Origin of the sequence: Mycolicibacter sinensis (genome assembly GCF_001667945.1) — a bacterium.
In the GTDB taxonomy this organism is placed as follows: Bacteria; Actinomycetota; Actinomycetes; order Mycobacteriales; family Mycobacteriaceae; genus Mycobacterium; species Mycobacterium sinense_B.
This window is the reverse complement of record NZ_LZJK01000018.1, coordinates 24,375-40,114: the sequence shown is the minus strand read 5'-3', so window position 1 is coordinate 40,114 and position 15,740 is coordinate 24,375. Positions and strand designations below refer to the sequence as shown.

The following is a 15,740-nucleotide window of genomic DNA, read 5'->3' as shown; positions in this document are numbered from 1 at the left end:
CAGCTGCTCGACGAGATCGACACCGAGCGGTCCCGTCGGGTGCTGCTGCAGGGCTGGGAAGAGTTTCAGGAGCCGGTGGACCGGATCGTCTCGATCGAGGCGTTCGAGCACTTCGGTCACGAGAACTACGACAATTTCTTCCAGAACTGCTACCGGCTCCTGAAACTCTTCCCAGCCCTGCAGCAGCACCCGACGGGACCGCTCGGTGTCGATCTCGTCGAGCAGCTGCTGGGAGTAGGCGTGCTGGTTCTTCGACAGCGTCAGCCCGATCACGTTGACGTCGTATTTCTCGACGGCGCGCTTCATCGTCGCGCCCCAGCCGCAGCCGACGTCGAGCAGTGTCATCCCGGGCCGCAGGTCCAGCTTGTCCAGGTTCAGGTCGACCTTGGCGACCTGTGCCTGCTCCAGCGTCAGGTCCGGCGGCTCGAAGTACGCACAGCTGTAGGTGCGGCTCGGGTCCTGGAACAGCGCGAAGAAGTCGTCGGACAGATCATAGTGGGCCTGGATGTTTTCGAACTTTGGACGCATCCCCGCCGCGCGTGTCGCTTTCTCCGCCATCTGTGACTGGTTGCCTTCCTGATGTAACCCGCCGTGACCGGACGTGTCGTGGTGTGTCGCCCGTCACGGTCAACTGTTGCAGCTTAGCCGGTCGAGGGTGAGTCGGTTGACGTGAAATGCGGCCAAGCCAGATCCGGGGAGAGTCGACTCACGCTACTTCTGCAGCGTGTACTGGTGGACGCTGTTGTACCCCTCGCGGAACAGCTTGATGCAGCCGTTGAGGTACTTCTCGTAGCGGTCGTAGACCTCTTGGCCCTGCAGGGCCAGCGCCTCCTCCTTGTGCGCGGCCAGCGCCGCGGCCCAATCCCGAAGTGTCGGGGCGTAATTCGGCCCGATCTCGTCGTCGCGCGTGCAGCGGAACCCGGCCTCGGCGGCGAACACCCGCGGCATCTCCGCCGACGGCAGCTGCCCGCCCGGGAAGATCTCCTTCATGATGAACAGGGTGAACTTGGCCAGGTCCATGGTCAGCGGGATGCCCTTGCGCTGCGCCTCGTCCTGACCGGTGATCGCGGTGATGGTGTGCAGCAGCATCCGGCCGCCGTCGGGCAGCGCGTCGTAGGCGATCTTGAAGAACTCCGGGTAGCGCTTGCGGCCGAAGTGCTCGAAGGCGCCGATCGACACGATCCGGTCCACCTTGCCGGTGAACTCCTCCCAGCCCTGCAGCCGCACCTCGAAGCTGCGGTTGCTGTCGACCTTGGACAGCTTCTCGATCGCGTACTCGCGCTGCCGCTCGCTCAGCGTGAGCCCGATGACGTTGACGTCGAACTTCTCCATCGCCCGCTGCATGCCGCCCCCCCAGCCGCAACCGATGTCGAGCAACGTCATCCCCGGGCGCAGGTCCAGCTTGCCCAGCGCCAGGTCGAATTTGGCGGTCTGCGCTTCGTCGCGGGTGCTGTCCTCACGCTCGTAGTACCCGCAGGTGTAGCCCATCGTGGGACCCAGGAACAGTTCGAAGAACTCGTTCGAGATGTCGTAGATCGACTGCAGTTCCTCGTACTTCGGTTCCAATTTCGGCATGGCTAGATTCACTCGCGATCTTCAGGGGAAATAGTGGAGAGGCTCCGACATCCTACAATCCGCCGTAGCCAACCTGATAATTAGCTATCGGGCGGCGGCAAAGGTCGTGGTCAGCTCGCTGATCACCGGGTCCCACAGCTCCTCGGGCAGGTCATGGCCCATGCCCTCGAACAGCACCAGCCGGGCGCGGTCGATCGCGTCGGCGATCGCCCGTCCTCCCGACGGGCGCATCAGCTTGTCGGCCAGCCCGTGGATGACCACCGTCGGCGCGGTGATCAGCCGGTCGTAGGCGGCCAGGCTGCCGCTGGCCAGGATGGCGCCGAACTGCCGGGCGATGCCCCACGGGTAGTAGCTGCGTTCGTAGGCCTCGATGACGTTGGCCCGCAGCTGCTCCTCCGGTGTCGGGTAGCCGGGGCTACCGATGATCCGGCTGGCCCGCACGGCGTTGTCGATGATCACCTCGCGTGGCGAGTCCGGCGGCGGCCCCGACAGCAGCGCCAGCAGCGCACGCGGCGCCGGCGGCGGCAGGAAGCGCCGGTTGTTGCTGGAGAAGATCACCCCCAGCGACCGGGTTCGGTCGGCGAACCGGGCCGCGAACACCTGCGCGATCATCCCGCCCATCGAGGCGCCGACCACGTGCGCCTTGTCGATGCCCAGGTGGTCCAGCAGGGCGGCGGCGTCGTCGGCCATGTCTTCCAGGGTGTAGACGGCCGGGCTGCGCTTGCCCAGCCAGAACCGGGCCATCCGCAGCACCAGGGCACCGTGGGCGTGTTTGCGGCCCAGCTTGGTGGACAACCCCACATCCCGGTTGTCGTAACGGATCACCCGCAGGCCCTGGGCGACCAGCTTCTCGCAGAACCCGGTGCGCCACAGCAGCAACTGGGCGCCCAGGCCCATCACCAGCAGCACCGGCGGGTCGTCGACGCTGCCCAGGTCCTCGTAATAGATATCCAGGTCCCCCGAGCGGGCGGTACCGCTGCGCACTTCCACGGGGCTATACCTCCGGTGACTCTTTGTGTTCGCGGCTGACGTCGACCATGAAGTTGGCGAAGTAGCCGGTCAGCTGCGGGTCCGACATCATCTGCCAGCGTGGCGCCAGCAGCTTCATGTAGCGCTCCACGTACAGGAACTGCTTGCCGATCAGCACCAGCTCGCGCGGCAGCTTGACGTCGTAGGCGTCGGCCAGCGCGCCGAGCTGCCGGCCGATCTCGGCGTAGGACATGTCGCCCAACGACTTCATCGTCAACGGGGTCGCGAACGCCTCCAGGTCCTTGGCCGCCTGGCCCTCGGGTTTGATCGTGCCGACCGCGCCCATCAGCACCACGATCTTGCCGGCCGCGGCGTGATCCTTCTTGACCAGCAGCGCGTACACCAGCTCGCGCAGCAGCCAGCGGGTGCGCGGATCGATGCGGCCCATGATCCCGAAGTCCAGGAACACCACCCGGCCCGCGTCGTCGACCAGCAGGTTCCCGGCGTGCAGGTCGCCGTGGAACAGGCCGTGCCGCAGCCCGCCCTCGAATGTGGAGAACAGCAGCGCCTTGACCAGCTCCACGCCGTCGAAGCCGGCCTTGCGGATGGCCGGCGCGTCGTCGATGCGGATGCCCGACACCCGTTCCATGGTCAGCACCCGCTCGCTGGTGAAGTCCCAGTGCACGTCGGGCACCTTGATGTTGCGGCCCAGCGGCGAGGCGTGCAGGTGCGAGACCCAGGTCTGCATGGACTGCGCCTCGATGCGGAAGTCCAGTTCCTCGGCAAGGTTGTCGGAGAAGTCGGCGACGACGTCCTGGGCGGACAACCGGCGGCCCAGCTTGGCCAGCTCCACGAGCTGCGCGAACCGTTTGAGGATCTGCAGGTCGGCGGCGACCCGGCGGCGGATGCCCGGGCGCTGGATCTTGACGACGACGTCCTCGCCGCTGTGCAGGGTGGCGAAGTGGACCTGGGCGATGGACGCCGACGCGATCGGGGTCTCGTCGAACTTGGCGAACAGCTGTTGCGGTTCGGCGCCCAGGTCCTCGACGAACAGGTTGTGTACGGCGGCCGGGTCGGCCGGCGGCACGGCGTCCAGCAATCCGCGGAACTCCCGCGACAGCGGCTCGCCGAACGCGCCGGGACTCGAGGCGATGATCTGGCCGAACTTGACGTAGGTGGGTCCCAGGTCGGCGAACGTCTGGGGCAGCTCCCGGATCACCTTCTGCTGGATCGGTCCGGGGCCGAGCAGCCGGGTGAAGACCCGGGTCGCGGCGCGGGTGAGCTGCCAGCCGGTCGCACCGATACGGGCGGCCTCGACCGGTAACGGCACTCGGTCGAGCTGGACCACCTGGCGAGGCGGGGTCGAACTCATTGCTGCAGTCTGCCAAATCCGTCGCGGAAGTTCTGCGTCAGCGCCCCGGCGACCGGCTGCCACACCGCGGCCGGCAGGTCGTGGCCCATACCCTCGACCAGCACGAACCGCGCGCCCGGGATCGCGGCGGCCACCGCGCGGCCGTGGGCCGGCCGCAGCATCGGGTCGGCCGATCCGTGCAGCACCACCGTCGGGGCGGTGATCGCGCGGGAGTACCGCAGCAGGCTGCCGGTCCCCAACACGGCGTCGACGTGGCGCCGCAGCCCCTCCGGGTAGCTGCAGCGTTCTTGGAGGTGGCGCACCCGGGCGTGCAGCTCGGCCGGTGACGGCGCGACGACCGGGCCGTTGAGCGTGGCCAGATGGCGCACCTCGAAGTCCAGCCTGTCTTGTGGGGCGGCGTCGGACGGCGGTGCTTGCAAGGCCAGTTTGAGCAGGCGCCAGGCCGGTGGCGCGGTGAAGATCCGCTTGCCGGTGGTCGCCATGATGACGCCCAGCGATGCCACCCGGTCCGGCTCGGTGGCGGCCAGGATCTGGGCGATCATGCCGCCCATCGAGGCGCCGACGACATGGGCGCGGGCAATGCCGAGATGGTCGAGCAGCGCCACCACGTCGCGCGTCATGTCGACCAGCGTGTAGGGGACGGCGCTGGTGCGGCCGAGGAGGTAGCGCCAGGCTTGCCGGGGGCGGCCGTCCGGGGCGTGCCGGCCGTCGAACTTGGCCGACAACCCGGTGTCGCGGTGGTCGAATCGGATCACCCGGTAGCCGGCCCGGACCAGCAGCGCGCAGAATCCGTCCGGCCACGTCGGCAACTGCGCCGCCAGCCCCGCGATCAGCACAACCGCCGGGTCGTCGGGGGCTCCCAGGTCCTCGTAGAAGATCTCCACGCCGCCGGCATCGGCGCGCCCGGTCCGGGTCTGCACTAGGCCTTGCTACCAGGCCTCCAGGGCCGCAGCCAGGCCGTCGGCTCCCAGCCCTCGAACCCGGCGATCAGTTCGTACATGGTGGCTCCGTCGATGCTCTCCCGGATGATGTCGGCATGTCCGGCGTGCCGGGCGAGCTCGTTGATCACGTGGTGGAACACCCAGCGCACGGTCCACGCATCGATGTCGGTGGGAAACCACGGCGCGTCGCGTGGCACCGGCACCGCCGCGTCGAGGTCCGCGGCGGCCACCAGCCGCAGCGTCTCGGCGTTCTGGGCAGCGAACGCCTCCAGCGCCCCGGCCAGGGTTTCATCCGGCCGCAGCACGTGCTGGTCCTGGAATTCGCGGGCGATCTCTTCGCGCGGCCGCGGGTCGGCCGGCGGCGCGTCCGGCGCTGCGGCGACGCGGGCCATCCAGCTGCGCTGCATCCCGGTGGCGTGCTTGATCAGCCCGCCGATCGACAGGGCGCTGGCCGCCGGGGTGGCGCGCGCCTGCTCGTCGGTGAGGCCGTAGGCCACCGCGAAGTAGGCGCTTTGGTGATAGGCCAGGAATTCGCGCAGGGCGTGGCGCTCATCGCTCACCGGTGGGGCAAGTCCGGGCATCGTTTAGGCCTTTCGATCGGCTTGGTGGGCGTACTGGTCACGGATACAGGCGATTTCGGCTCCGTGGTGGATGGCCTCGCGGTTGATATGCAAGATCAGCTGGAACATCGTATGGCTGGCCCAGGGGCCCTCCGCTGGGCCGATCGGTCGGGCCAGCGCCGCGTCGTCGAGGCCGCGCACCCCGGCGCTCCACCGCGCATAGGCGTCGTCGAGCTGCTGCAGCGCGGTGGCGGCGTCGAGCGCATACGGCCAGCTCTGGTAGTCGGCCGGCGGTCCGCCGAAGTGGTGATAGTTGCGCATCGCGAATACCCCGACGGTCACGTGCGCCAGCCGCCAGGCGATGGTGGTGAACGGCGCCGGCTGCGGCGCGGGGTACTCGAAGTCGACGCCGTCGCGGTGCACGGTCCAGCAGCCCGGCACCGGTTCCCACAGGTATTCGTCGTCGGACAGGCCGTCCAACCGGGGCCGCAGCTGGTTTTGCCAGTGCCAGTCGAGCTGCTCGGTCAGGTAGGCGGTCGGGTTCGTCATGCCCCGAGCGTCGCATGGACGTCAGACGATTTCGCCGCCGTGGCGGAAAGACGCCGTGCCGCGGGCGCACATCCGTACGTTGGTGACATGCAGGTGACCGCCGCCGAATCGACCGAGAAGTTCGTCGGTCCGGCCGACGCACCGGTGCAACTGGTCCGGGTCGACTACCGCGACGCCGCCGCACCGGCACGGGTGCGGGTGGAGGGTGACGGTCTGGCGGGGGAGGCCGTCGCAGAACCCGGCAGCGGTGCCGTCGAGGTGCCGGTGACCGTCGCAGACCCGGTGGCGGGTCAGCAGCGCGCCGCCAGCGTCAACGGCACCGGCTTCACCTTCACCGTCGCCGAGCCCGGCTGGACGATGTTCATGGTCGGACACTTCCACTACGACCCGGTGTGGTGGAACACCCAGGCCAACTACACCAGCGCGTGGACCGAGCACCCGCTGGGCGCCTGCCGGCAGACCAACGGCATCAACCTGGTGCGCGGCCACCTGGACTGGGCGCGCGAGCACCCCGAGTACAAGTTCGTCCTCGCCGAGGTCGACTACCTCAAGCCGTACTGGGACACCCATCCGCAGGACCGCGCCGAGTTGCGCCGGCTGATGTCCCAGGGCCGCGTCGAGGTGATGGGCGGCACCTACAACGAGCCCTCGACCAACCTCACCGGTGCCGAGACGACGATCCGGAACCTGGTGGCGGGCTTGGGTTTTCAGCGCGGCATCATGGGCGCTGATCCACAGACGGCCTGGCAGCTCGACGTGTTCGGGCACGACCCGCAGTTTCCCGGGATGGTGGCCGATGCCGGGCTGAGCTCCAGCGCGTGGGCGCGCGGACCGTTTCACCAATGGGGCCCGATGGCCGGCGGAGGCGATGCGCGCCGGATGCAGTTCGCATCCGAGTTCGAGTGGATCTCGCCGTCGGGACGCGGCCTGCTGACCCACTACATGCCCGCGCACTACGCGGCCGGCTGGTGGATGGACGCCCAGGACTCGTTGGCCGACGCCGAGGCCGAGGTCTACCGGTTGTTCTGCGGCCTCAAGCAGGTGGCGTCCACCCGCAACGTGCTGCTGCCGGTAGGCACCGACTTCACCCCGCCGAACCGCTGGGTCACCGAGATCCACCGGGACTGGAACGCGCGCTACACCTGGCCGAAATTCGTCTGCGCCCTGCCGAGCGAGTTCTTCGCCGCGGTGCGTGCCGAACTCGAGCAGCGCGGCCAGGCGCCGTCCCCCCAGACCCGCGACATGAACCCGATCTACACCGGCTGCCACGTCTCCTACATCGACACCAAGCAGGCCAACCGGGCGGCCGAACAGGCGCTGCTGGCCGCTGAGCGCTTCGCCGTGTTCGCCGCCGCGCTGACCAGCGCCGAGTACCCGGAGGCGGCGCTGGCCAAGGCGTGGGCGCAGCTGTGCTACGGCGCCCACCACGACGCCATCACCGGATCGGAGGCCGACCAGGTCTACCTGGACCTGCTGACCGGCTGGCGCGACGCCTGGCAGCTGGGCACCGAGGCCCTCGACAACGCCCTGGCGGTGCTGTCGGGGTTGGTCGGTACCGACGAAGGAGCCGTGGTGTGGAACCCGGTGGCGCACAGCCGCACCGATGTGGTCACCGTGCGGCTGCGGACGCCGTTGGCGGCGGGGGTGCGGGTGATCGATACCGACGGCACCGAACTTCCCGCCGATGTGCAGCACGACGGCACCACGGTCAGCTGGCTGGCCCGCGACGTGCCGTCGCTGGGCTGGCGGGCCTACCGGCTGGTTCCCGCGCCGGACGCACCGAGCTGGCAGCCGATACCGGGCACCGCGATCGGTAACGAACACCATCGGCTGACCGCCGACCCGGGCCGCGGCGGCGGCATCTCATCGTGGCGGTATCGGGGCCGGCAGATGATCTCTGCGGGCGGCCTGGGCAACCAGCTGGCCGTCTACGACGAATACCCCAAGCATCCCCAATCCGGGGAAGGCCCTTGGCATCTGGTGCCCAGCGGCAACCTGTTCACCTCGGCGGTCGCCACCGGCGTGACCGTGCAGGCTTACCGCGGACCGCTGGGGGAGCGGCTGGTGGTCTCGGGGCGGATCCGCAACCTGCTGTCCTACACCCAGACGCTGACGCTCTGGCACGGCGTGGACCGGGTGGACTGCTCCACCACCATCGATGAGTTCACCGGCGCCGACCACCTGCTGCGGCTGCGCTGGCCCTGTCCGGTGCCCGGCGCGCTGCCGGTCGCCGAGGTGGCCGACGCCGTCATCGGCCGCGGATTCGGTTTGTTGCACGAGCCGAGCGGACGCTCGGTGGACACCGCCCAGTGCCCGTGGACCCTGGACACCCCGGCCTACCGCTGGTTCGGGCTGTCGGCAACGGCGCGGGTCAGCGCCGGCGACGGCAGCCGGGCGGTGTCGGTGGCCGAGGTGATCGGCGCGGCGCCGCGCGCGCTGATGGTTGCGCTGGTGCGCGCCGGCGTCACCGCCACCTGTTCGCAGGCCGACGGGCCCCGCTACGGCAACCTCGACGTCGACTCCAACCTGCCGGATGTCCGGATCGCGCTGGGCGGACCCGATGCCAATGCGTTCACCGAGGCGGTGCTGGCCGCCGCCGACCCGGACTACACCGCCGAGTTGCACCGGCAGCTCGACAAGCACGGCCGGGCCCGGGTGTGGGTGCCCGCGGAAAAACCCCTCACCGAGGTCTGGGTCGCCCGAGACGGGGTGGTCGATCTCAGCGGCCCGCGGGCCCTGCCGGTGCTGGTGGTCGCCGCCCGCGACGCCGCCGGCCTGGCCGCCGAGATCGCCCGGGTGGCCGAGGATCTGGCCGACCACGAGATCGTGGTGGACCAGGACGTCCGCTCCGAGATGGAGCCGTTCGAGGCGCGCACCGTCGCGCTGATCAACCGTGGCGTGCCCAGCTTCGCCGTCGACCGCGCCGGCACGCTGCACACCGCCTTGATGCGGTCCTGCACCAGCTGGCCCTCGGCGGCCTGGACCGACGACCCGCGCCGCACCGCACCCGACGGCAGCGCGTTCCAACTGCAGCACTGGACGCATACCTTCGACTACGCGCTGGTCGCCGGCGACGGTGACTGGCGCGAGGCGAAGATCGCGGCGCGCGGCGCCGAGTTCGCCGACCCGCTACGGGCCATCGCGGTGGCCGGGGGAGCGGGCCCGCTGCCGCCGCGTGGCTCGCTGCTGCGGGTCGAGCCGGCCGGCGCGGTGGCCTTGGGCGCGCTCAAAGCGGCCGGCAACCCGACGGCGTGCGGCAGCGCGTATCCCGTCGACCCCACGACGGTCAGCCTGCGGCTGGTGGAGGCCCACGGTGCCGGCGCCGCGGTGATGCTGGGCAGCGACCTGGGCCCGGTGAGTGTGCTGGGCCGCGCCGACCTGCTCGAGCAGCCGCGCGAACACCCCGACCCGAACCGGTTGCACGGCTACGAGATCGCCACCGTCACGGCCCGGCTGGGCATCGAACGCTTGGATCCCGGCTGCGCCCGCCTGGCCCCCGACTCCGAGGCCGCCCAGCCGCTGTACGCCCGCTACTGGCTGCACAATCGCGGGCCGGCGCCCCTGGGCGGCCAGCCGGTGACCCCGGCGCTGCACCCGCACCGGGTGGACGCCGTGCCGGGTGCTCAGCTCACTCTGGAGCTGAGCGTGGCCAGCGACAGCGTCGACGCGCCCCTGGCCGGCGCAGTGACGTGCGAGTGCCCGCGCGGCTGGGCGGCCACCCCCGGCGCGCATCCGGTGCGGCTGGAGGCCGGGGAGCACACCGGTATCCCGGTGGCGGTGTCGGTGCCGGCCGATGCCGCGCCGGGGCTCTACCCGATCCGCGCCCGACTCGACCTCCCCGCAGACGTGCCGCGGGCCTGGCGGCAGCCGATCGAAGACGTAGCGGTGGTGCGCGTCGGCGATGCGGGAGCCGACCGGCTGCTCCATGTCGACGGCCTGTCCGACATAGCGGTGACCGCCGGGCGCACCGCACGGCTGAACGTCATCGTCGGCACCGATGCCCACGCCGACCTGGCGGCCGAGGCGCACCTGATCACCCCCTGGGGTGCCTGGGAGTGGGCCGGGCCGGCCGCGGTGGGCGCGCTGGTCCCGGCCCGCGGCAGCGTCGAAGTCGAGTTCACGCTGAGCCCGCCGGCAGGGACGAGGCCCGGCGCCTGGTGGGCGTTGGTCCGCCTCGCCGCGGCGGGCGCACTGGTCTACTCGCCGGCGGTGCGGATGACGGTGCTGGCCCCGGACCCCGGGAGTCTTTGCTGATGGCCGACGTTCTCGCGCTGGACGTCGGCGGCACCAAGATCGCGGCCGGCCTGGTCGCTACCGATGGAGCACTGACCTACGCCGCCACCCGGCCCACCCCCGGCGATCAGGGTGCCGAGGCGGTGTGGGCGGTGGTGGCCGAGCTGCTCGACGACGTGCTGGCCCGAGCCGGCGGGCGGGTCAGGGCGGTCGGGATCGGCTCGGCCGGCCCCATCGACGTCAACGCCGGCACCGTCAGCCCGGTCAACATCCCCGGCTGGCGCGGGTTCGCCCTGCGCGACCGGGTGGCCGCCGCGGTACCGGGCGTGCCGGTCCGGTTGGGCGGCGACGGCGTCTGCATGGCCCTCGGCGAACACCGGCACGGGGCCGGGCGGGGGACGCGTTCGATGCTCGGCATGGTGGTCTCAACCGGGGTGGGTGGTGGTCTGGTGCTCGACGGCGCGCCCTTCCAGGGCCGCACCGGCAACGCCGGGCACGTCGGGCACGTCGTCGTCGACGCCGACGGCGAACCGTGCCGCTGCGGCGGCCGGGGCTGCGTGGAGACCATCGCCTCGGGTCCGGCGATGGTGCGCTGGGCGCTGGCCAAGGGGTGGACGCCGGAAGCCGCCGCCGACGCCAAGGCGCTGGGGGCGGCCGCGCTGGCCGGTGACCCGGTGGCGCTGCGGGCCTACCGGCGCGGCACCCACGCGCTGGCGGCGATGATCGCCTCGGTGGCCGCCGTCTGCGATCTGGACCTGGTGGTGATCGGCGGGGGAGTCGCCAAATCCGGTGCACTGCTGTTCGATCCGCTGCGGGCGGCGCTCGCCGACTATGCCGGGTTGGACTTCCTGGCCGGGCTGCAGGTGATACCCGCCGAACTCGGCGGCGAAGCCGGCCTGGTGGGCGCGGCGGCGCTGGCCACCCTTCGTTGAGTCTGCGTCTACGGCGACAAAGCGCGAGAAGACCGCGCCGTGGCTGCAGAGTCAACGCGGCGGGGGCCGCGCTGCATGTGATCGCGGCCCCACGCGCACAGCGCCTCCAGCACCGGGGCCAGCGTCATCCCGTACTCGGAGATCGAATAGTGCACGCACGGCGGCACGGTGCCGGCGTCGTGACGGTCGATGATGCCATCGGCGACCAGCTCGTGAAGATGACGGATCAGCATCCGCTCGGTGATTCCGGGGATGCTGCGCCGCAGTTCGGCGGTGCGCATCGGCCCGTCGGACAGCCGCCACAGAATGGTGCCCTTCCAGCGGCCGTCGATCACCGACAATGCGGTGTCAATCGGACAGTCGCTGGCCCTGGTTTTCGATACCGCCACCGAACCCCCCTGAAGCTGACTAATTTGTCAGTACCTTGTTTTCTGTCAGCTTAACGCTCATAGTCGAGGCCGTGACCGAGATTGTCGAGATCCTTGCGCTGCTGACGGTCGGGACCCTGGTGGGTTCGGAGTTCGCGGTGACGGCGTTCGTCCACCCGATCCTCGGGCGGCTGCCCGCCGACGCCTTCCGGGCCGCCCGCAGTGACGGCGCCCGGTTGCTGGGGCGGGTGATGCCGTTGTGGTACCTGGCCTCGTTTGCGCTGCTGGTGGCGACGGCCGTCGTCGCCGGTCCGCAGCGGGGGCTCATCGCTGCCGGTGTCGCGCTGATGGCCGTCGTCGTGCTGATGTCGGTGACGGTCATGGTGCCCATCAACAACCGCGTCGCGGCCGGTGAGGTGTCGCGTCCGCTCGTGGCGCGCTGGGATCGGCTGCACTGGTTGCGGGTTGCGATCCTGGCGATCCTGTTCGTCGTGCTGGTGATCGGCGCGCTGAACGCCTGAGCGGCGCCGCCCGTTTTGGCTGATCGCCACCGGCCGCGCTATGGTGTGTGCCGATCCACCGAAGACCGTCGGTCACCGAGCAATCGGTTGAAGGTCCGGGAACATCCCGGCGGCCCACGCAGGAGGACGAGGCACCGGCTCCGCCGGCACTGTATGTGTGACGCCCCGACCGCTTCCTGCGTCGGGGCGTTCGTCGTATCCGAGGCGGATCGCCTGGACACTACAGCGACCCCGAGGAGGTATGCATGGCGCGGGCTGACAAGACCGCCGCCGTCGCGGAAATCGTCGAGCAGTTCAAGGACTCGACCGCCACCGTGATCACCGAGTACCGCGGTCTGACGGTTGCGAACCTGGCGGAGCTGCGGCGCTCGCTGGCCGGCTCAGCCACCTACGCGGTGGCGAAGAACACGCTGGTCAAGCGGGCCGCTTCGGAGGCCGGCATCGAGGGCCTCGACGAGCTGTTCGCCGGCCCGACGGCGATCGCGTTCGTCCAGGGCGAGCCGGTCGACGCCGCCAAGGCCATCAAGAAGTTCGCCAAGGACCACAAGGCGCTGGTCATCAAGGGCGGCTACATGGACGGTCGCGCGTTGTCCATCGCCGAGGTCGAGCGCATCGCCGACCTGGAGTCGCGCGAGGTGCTGCTGGCCAAGATGGCCGGTGCCATGAAGGCCAACCTGTCCAAGGCGGCCGGCCTGTTCGCCGCGCCGGCCTCGCAGATGGCCCGCCTGGCCGCGGCGCTGCAGGAGAAGAAGCCCGCCGAGGCTGCACCTGCCGAGGCCACACCTGCTGCCGAGGCCCCGGCAGCAGAGACCGAGACCGAGGCTCCGGCGGAGACCGCCGAGGCCCCGGCCGAAACCACCGAATAACCCCCAACTTCCTAACCGGAAATCAGAAAGGACCGAAATCATGGCCAAACTTTCCACCGAAGAGCTGCTCGACGTCTTCAAAGAGATGACCCTGCTGGAGCTGTCGGACTTCGTGAAGCAGTTCGAGGAGACCTTCGACGTCACCGCTGCCGCTCCGGTCGCCGTCGCCGCCGCCCCGGGTGCTGCCCCGGCCGCCGCTGAGGCCGGCGAGGAGCAGTCCGAGTTCGACGTCATCCTGGAGTCGGCCGGCGACAAGAAGATCGGCGTGATCAAGGTGGTCCGCGAGGTCGTGTCCGGCCTGGGTCTCAAGGAGGCCAAGGACCTGGTCGACGGCGCTCCCAAGCCGCTGCTGGAGAAGGTCGCGAAGGAGGCTGCCGAGGAGGCCAAGGCCAAGCTCGAGGCTGCCGGCGCCACCGTCACCGTCAAGTAGTTCCTACCGCCCAAACCCCCGGAAGCCGCAGGCTCCCGGGGGTTTGCGCTATTTCAGGTCCGACCGATCACCGCGGCCAGCGACTGCGCGACCCGCTCGGGGGTGTCGCCGAGGGCGACCAGCAGCGCCGTGGCCATCGGACTCAGCACCGCGGCCGCCGCGCCGTCGGAGGCGGTCACGTCGCCGAAGAACCCGGCCAGCTCCAACATCACGAAGCCGTGCATCGTCGTCCAGAATTGCGCGGCGGTCGCCACCACCTGAGCGTCCGAGACGCCGCTGGACGCCCCGCGGATCCTGCCGGCCTGAATCGATCGGCGCACAGCACGCACCAGGTGGGCGAAGCTGGGGACATGGACGTCGATGTCGCCCACGCTCAGCGTGAGCATGTTCTGAGCCGGCGCGTTGATGCCGTGCGCACTGGTACTGCCGAACATCAGCCGATACAGGTGCGGGCGTTCGATGGCAAAGCTGCGATAGGCGATCCCGGCGGCCAGCAGGTCGGCCACCGGGTCCTCGGTGAGCGGGATGCTCAGCGCCGCGTCGAACTGGCGCAGGCCCTCCGCGGTGACCGCCGCGATCAGCTGGGGCATGCCGCCGAAATGGGTGTAGACCGCCATCGTCGAGGTTCCGGCCGCGGTGGCCACCTTGCGGGTCTGCAGCGCGTCGGGTCCGTGCTCATTGAGCAGCGCCACGGCCGCGTGCAACAGCTCGTCGCGCACGGTGCGTTCGGGCTGCGAAGTCACGGTTGCCATGGTTTCACAGTCGGCGTACCGTACCCATAACATTGAAATAACATTGTTATAGGAGTCCGCATGGCGACCAGCCTCAGCCACACCTCGACGAACCCGTACCTGGAAGGCGTCATGGGGCCGGTGTCCGCCGAGATGACGGCCACCGAGCTGCGCGTGACCGGACAGATCCCGGACTATCTCGACGGCCGCTACCTGCGCAACGGGCCCAACCCGGTGGCCGAGGTCGATCCGGCCACCTACCACTGGTTCACCGGCGACCCGATGGTGCACGGCGTGGCGCTGGGGGACGGTCGGGCCCGCTGGTACCGCAACCGGTGGGTGCGTACCCCGGCGGTCTGTGCCGCGCTGGGCGAACCGCTGCCGGCCCGGATCGACGTGGCGGCCGGGATGCAGTCCGTCGGGCCCAACACCAACGTGCTCGGTCACGCCGGCAAGACGCTGGCGCTGGTCGAAGGCGGCGTGGCCAACTACGAGCTGACCGACGACCTCGACACCGTGGGGACCTGCGACTTCGACGGCACCTTGGCGGGCGGCTACACCGCGCACCCGCACCGCGACCCGGTCACCGGCGAGCTGCATGCGGTGTCCTACTCGTTCGCCCGCGGCAACACGGTGCAGTACTCGGTGATCGACAACGCCGGCCGGGCGCGGCGCACCGTCGACATCGAGGTGAGCGGGTCGCCGATGATGCACGACTTCTCCCTGACCGAGAAGTATGTGGTGGTCTACGACTTGCCGGTCACCTTCGAAGCGGCGCAGGTGCTGCCGGTCAGCATGCCCCGCTGGCTCAAAGCCCCCGCCCGGCTGGTGCTGAGCAGCCTGGTCGGCAAGGTGCGGGTGCCCAGCCCCGTCACCGCGATCGTCAACCGCGACAGCCGCCCGCCGGCCGGGCTGCCCTACGCGTGGAACCCCGATTACCCGGCGCGCATCGGGGTGATGGCGCGGGAGGGCGAAGCCCAGGGATGGGTCCGGGCGGGGGAAGCGCAGGTGCGCTGGTTCGACGTCGAACCGTGCTACGTCTTCCACCCGGTCAACGCCTACTCCGAGGTCTCGTCGGCCGGGCAGGAGCTGCTGGTGCTCGACGTGGTGCGCTACGCGAAGGTCTTCGACGCCGACCGGCGCGGGCCCGGCGACGCCCCGCCCCGACTCGACCGCTGGACGATCAACCTGGACACCGGCGCGGTGAGCGCCGAGGCCCGCGACGACCGGCCGCAGGAGTTCCCCCGGATCAACGAGGCCCTGCTGGGCGGCAAGCACCGCTTCGGCTACACCGTCGGGATCAACGGCGGCTTCATCGGCGACACCCAGGCCGAACTGTCGACGGCGCTGTACAAGCACGACTACGCGACCGGATCGAGCATCACCGCGCCGCTGGACCCGCAGCTGGTGCTCGGCGAGATGTCGTTCGTGCCGCGCCCTGGCGGACAAGGCGAAGATGACGGCATCCTTATAGGTATGGGTCACCACCGCGGTGCTGACGAGGGCCAACTACTGATCCTCGACGCCGCCACCTGTGAGACGGTGGCCACCGTGCACCTGCCGCAGCGGGTGCCGATGGGCTTCCACGGAAACTGGACACCGGCTGACTGAGGCGGACCGCCGTTACAGGCGGCACCCGTGCGCTACAGTGGCCCAAGCCACAAGCGCGGACGTGGCACGACGAGAGTTTGCG

14 protein-coding genes and 2 pseudogenes are annotated in these 15,740 nt (G+C 70.1%); 7 read left to right on the top strand and 9 right to left on the bottom strand.

The window, feature by feature from the left end; genetic code table 11:
* Positions 1 to 39: 39 nt before the first annotated feature.
* Positions 40 to 105: pseudogene (locus tag A5694_RS24420) on the top strand (hypothetical protein); the annotation flags it as partial.
* A 45-nt stretch (positions 106 to 150) separates the two neighbouring features.
* Here the strand turns inward: A5694_RS24420 and A5694_RS01215 are convergent.
* The 7 genes and pseudogenes from A5694_RS01215 to A5694_RS01185 form a co-directional block, all read right to left on the bottom strand.
* Positions 151 to 558: pseudogene (locus A5694_RS01215) on the bottom strand (class I SAM-dependent methyltransferase); the annotation flags it as partial.
* 153 nt (positions 559 to 711) lie between these two features.
* On the bottom strand, positions 712 to 1,575 hold the full coding sequence (locus A5694_RS01210) for a cyclopropane mycolic acid synthase family methyltransferase (protein ID WP_064920034.1): 864 nt from the start codon (positions 1,573 to 1,575) through the stop codon (positions 712 to 714).
* An 84-nt stretch (positions 1,576 to 1,659) separates the two neighbouring features.
* Positions 1,660 to 2,565, bottom strand: a complete 906-nt coding sequence (locus A5694_RS01205; protein WP_064920033.1) for an alpha/beta fold hydrolase — start codon at positions 2,563 to 2,565, stop codon at positions 1,660 to 1,662.
* 4 nt (positions 2,566 to 2,569) lie between these two features.
* The gene (locus tag A5694_RS01200; RefSeq protein WP_165605178.1) at positions 2,570 to 3,916 is read right to left on the bottom strand and encodes an ABC1 kinase family protein; all 1,347 of its coding nucleotides are present in this window, start codon (positions 3,914 to 3,916) and stop codon (positions 2,570 to 2,572) included.
* On the bottom strand, positions 3,913 to 4,836 hold the full coding sequence (locus A5694_RS01195) for an alpha/beta fold hydrolase (protein ID WP_064920031.1): 924 nt from the start codon (positions 4,834 to 4,836) through the stop codon (positions 3,913 to 3,915). The genes A5694_RS01200 and A5694_RS01195 overlap by 4 nt, the downstream gene beginning before the upstream one ends.
* The gene (locus tag A5694_RS01190) at positions 4,836 to 5,438 is read right to left on the bottom strand and encodes a DinB family protein (protein ID WP_082952451.1); all 603 of its coding nucleotides are present in this window, start codon (positions 5,436 to 5,438) and stop codon (positions 4,836 to 4,838) included. Before A5694_RS01190 ends, A5694_RS01195 begins: the two co-directional genes overlap by 1 nt.
* A 3-nt stretch (positions 5,439 to 5,441) precedes the next feature.
* Positions 5,442 to 5,966 (bottom strand): DinB family protein, encoded by a 525-nt coding sequence (locus tag A5694_RS01185; protein WP_064920029.1) that lies wholly within the window; start codon positions 5,964 to 5,966, stop codon positions 5,442 to 5,444.
* An 87-nt stretch (positions 5,967 to 6,053) separates the two neighbouring features.
* Here A5694_RS01185 and A5694_RS01180 point away from each other — a divergent pair, with 87 nt between their 5' ends.
* Positions 6,054 to 10,220: an NEW3 domain-containing protein gene (locus A5694_RS01180; protein WP_064920028.1), complete on the top strand. Its 4,167-nt coding sequence runs from the start codon at positions 6,054 to 6,056 to the stop codon at positions 10,218 to 10,220.
* Entirely contained in the window at positions 10,220 to 11,131 is a 912-nt protein-coding gene (locus A5694_RS01175) for an ROK family protein (protein ID WP_064920027.1), read from the top strand. The genes A5694_RS01180 and A5694_RS01175 overlap by 1 nt, the downstream gene beginning before the upstream one ends.
* A gap of 8 nt (positions 11,132 to 11,139) precedes the next feature.
* On the opposite strand, the gene A5694_RS01170 is transcribed toward A5694_RS01175, so the two are convergent.
* Positions 11,140 to 11,520: a winged helix-turn-helix transcriptional regulator gene (locus A5694_RS01170; RefSeq protein WP_064920026.1), complete on the bottom strand. Its 381-nt coding sequence runs from the start codon at positions 11,518 to 11,520 to the stop codon at positions 11,140 to 11,142.
* Positions 11,521 to 11,591: 71 nt separating this feature from the next.
* Between A5694_RS01170 and A5694_RS01165 the strand changes: the two genes are divergently transcribed.
* The 3 genes from A5694_RS01165 to rplL all read left to right on the top strand — a co-directional run bounded on the left by A5694_RS01165 (position 11,592) and on the right by rplL (position 13,316).
* Positions 11,592 to 12,020 (top strand): DUF1772 domain-containing protein, encoded by a 429-nt coding sequence (locus tag A5694_RS01165; protein ID WP_064920025.1) that lies wholly within the window; start codon positions 11,592 to 11,594, stop codon positions 12,018 to 12,020.
* A gap of 245 nt (positions 12,021 to 12,265) precedes the next feature.
* Positions 12,266 to 12,886, top strand: a complete 621-nt coding sequence (gene rplJ / locus A5694_RS01160; RefSeq protein WP_064920024.1) for a 50S ribosomal protein L10 — start codon at positions 12,266 to 12,268, stop codon at positions 12,884 to 12,886.
* 40 nt (positions 12,887 to 12,926) lie between these two features.
* Positions 12,927 to 13,316, top strand: coding sequence for a 50S ribosomal protein L7/L12 (gene rplL, locus A5694_RS01155; protein WP_064920023.1), 390 nt, complete (start codon positions 12,927 to 12,929; stop codon positions 13,314 to 13,316).
* A 53-nt stretch (positions 13,317 to 13,369) separates the two neighbouring features.
* Here the strand turns inward: rplL and A5694_RS01150 are convergent, their stop codons facing one another.
* Positions 13,370 to 14,068 carry a TetR/AcrR family transcriptional regulator gene (locus A5694_RS01150; protein WP_064920022.1) on the bottom strand — a complete coding sequence of 233 codons (699 nt, stop codon included), beginning with the start codon at positions 14,066 to 14,068 and terminating at the stop codon, positions 13,370 to 13,372.
* A 60-nt stretch (positions 14,069 to 14,128) separates the two neighbouring features.
* Here A5694_RS01150 and A5694_RS01145 point away from each other — a divergent pair, with 60 nt between their 5' ends.
* Complete coding sequence (locus tag A5694_RS01145) at positions 14,129 to 15,658, top strand: carotenoid oxygenase family protein (protein WP_064920021.1); 1,530 nt, start codon at positions 14,129 to 14,131, stop codon at positions 15,656 to 15,658.
* Positions 15,659 to 15,740 lie beyond the last annotated feature (82 nt).

What these genes read in the sequence shown, in the direction of transcription:
- A5694_RS01185 (WP_064920029.1), bottom strand. Translation starts at nt 5,966, where the DNA reads ATGACGAACCCGACCGCCTACCTGACCGAGCAGCTCGACTGGCACTGG.
- A5694_RS01190 (WP_082952451.1), bottom strand. Translation starts at nt 5,438, where the DNA reads ATGCCCGGACTTGCCCCACCGGTGAGCGATGAGCGCCACGCCCTGCGC.
- A5694_RS01180 (WP_064920028.1), top strand. Translation starts at nt 6,054, where the DNA reads ATGCAGGTGACCGCCGCCGAATCGACCGAGAAGTTCGTCGGTCCGGCC.
- A5694_RS01200 (WP_165605178.1), bottom strand. Translation starts at nt 3,916, where the DNA reads ATGAGTTCGACCCCGCCTCGCCAGGTGGTCCAGCTCGACCGAGTGCCG.
- A5694_RS01150 (WP_064920022.1), bottom strand. Translation starts at nt 14,068, where the DNA reads ATGGCAACCGTGACTTCGCAGCCCGAACGCACCGTGCGCGACGAGCTG.
- A5694_RS01145 (WP_064920021.1), top strand. Translation starts at nt 14,129, where the DNA reads ATGGCGACCAGCCTCAGCCACACCTCGACGAACCCGTACCTGGAAGGC.
- A5694_RS01210 (WP_064920034.1), bottom strand. Translation starts at nt 1,575, where the DNA reads ATGCCGAAATTGGAACCGAAGTACGAGGAACTGCAGTCGATCTACGAC.
- rplJ (WP_064920024.1), top strand. Translation starts at nt 12,266, where the DNA reads ATGGCGCGGGCTGACAAGACCGCCGCCGTCGCGGAAATCGTCGAGCAG.
- rplL (WP_064920023.1), top strand. Translation starts at nt 12,927, where the DNA reads ATGGCCAAACTTTCCACCGAAGAGCTGCTCGACGTCTTCAAAGAGATG.
- A5694_RS01175 (WP_064920027.1), top strand. Translation starts at nt 10,220, where the DNA reads ATGGCCGACGTTCTCGCGCTGGACGTCGGCGGCACCAAGATCGCGGCC.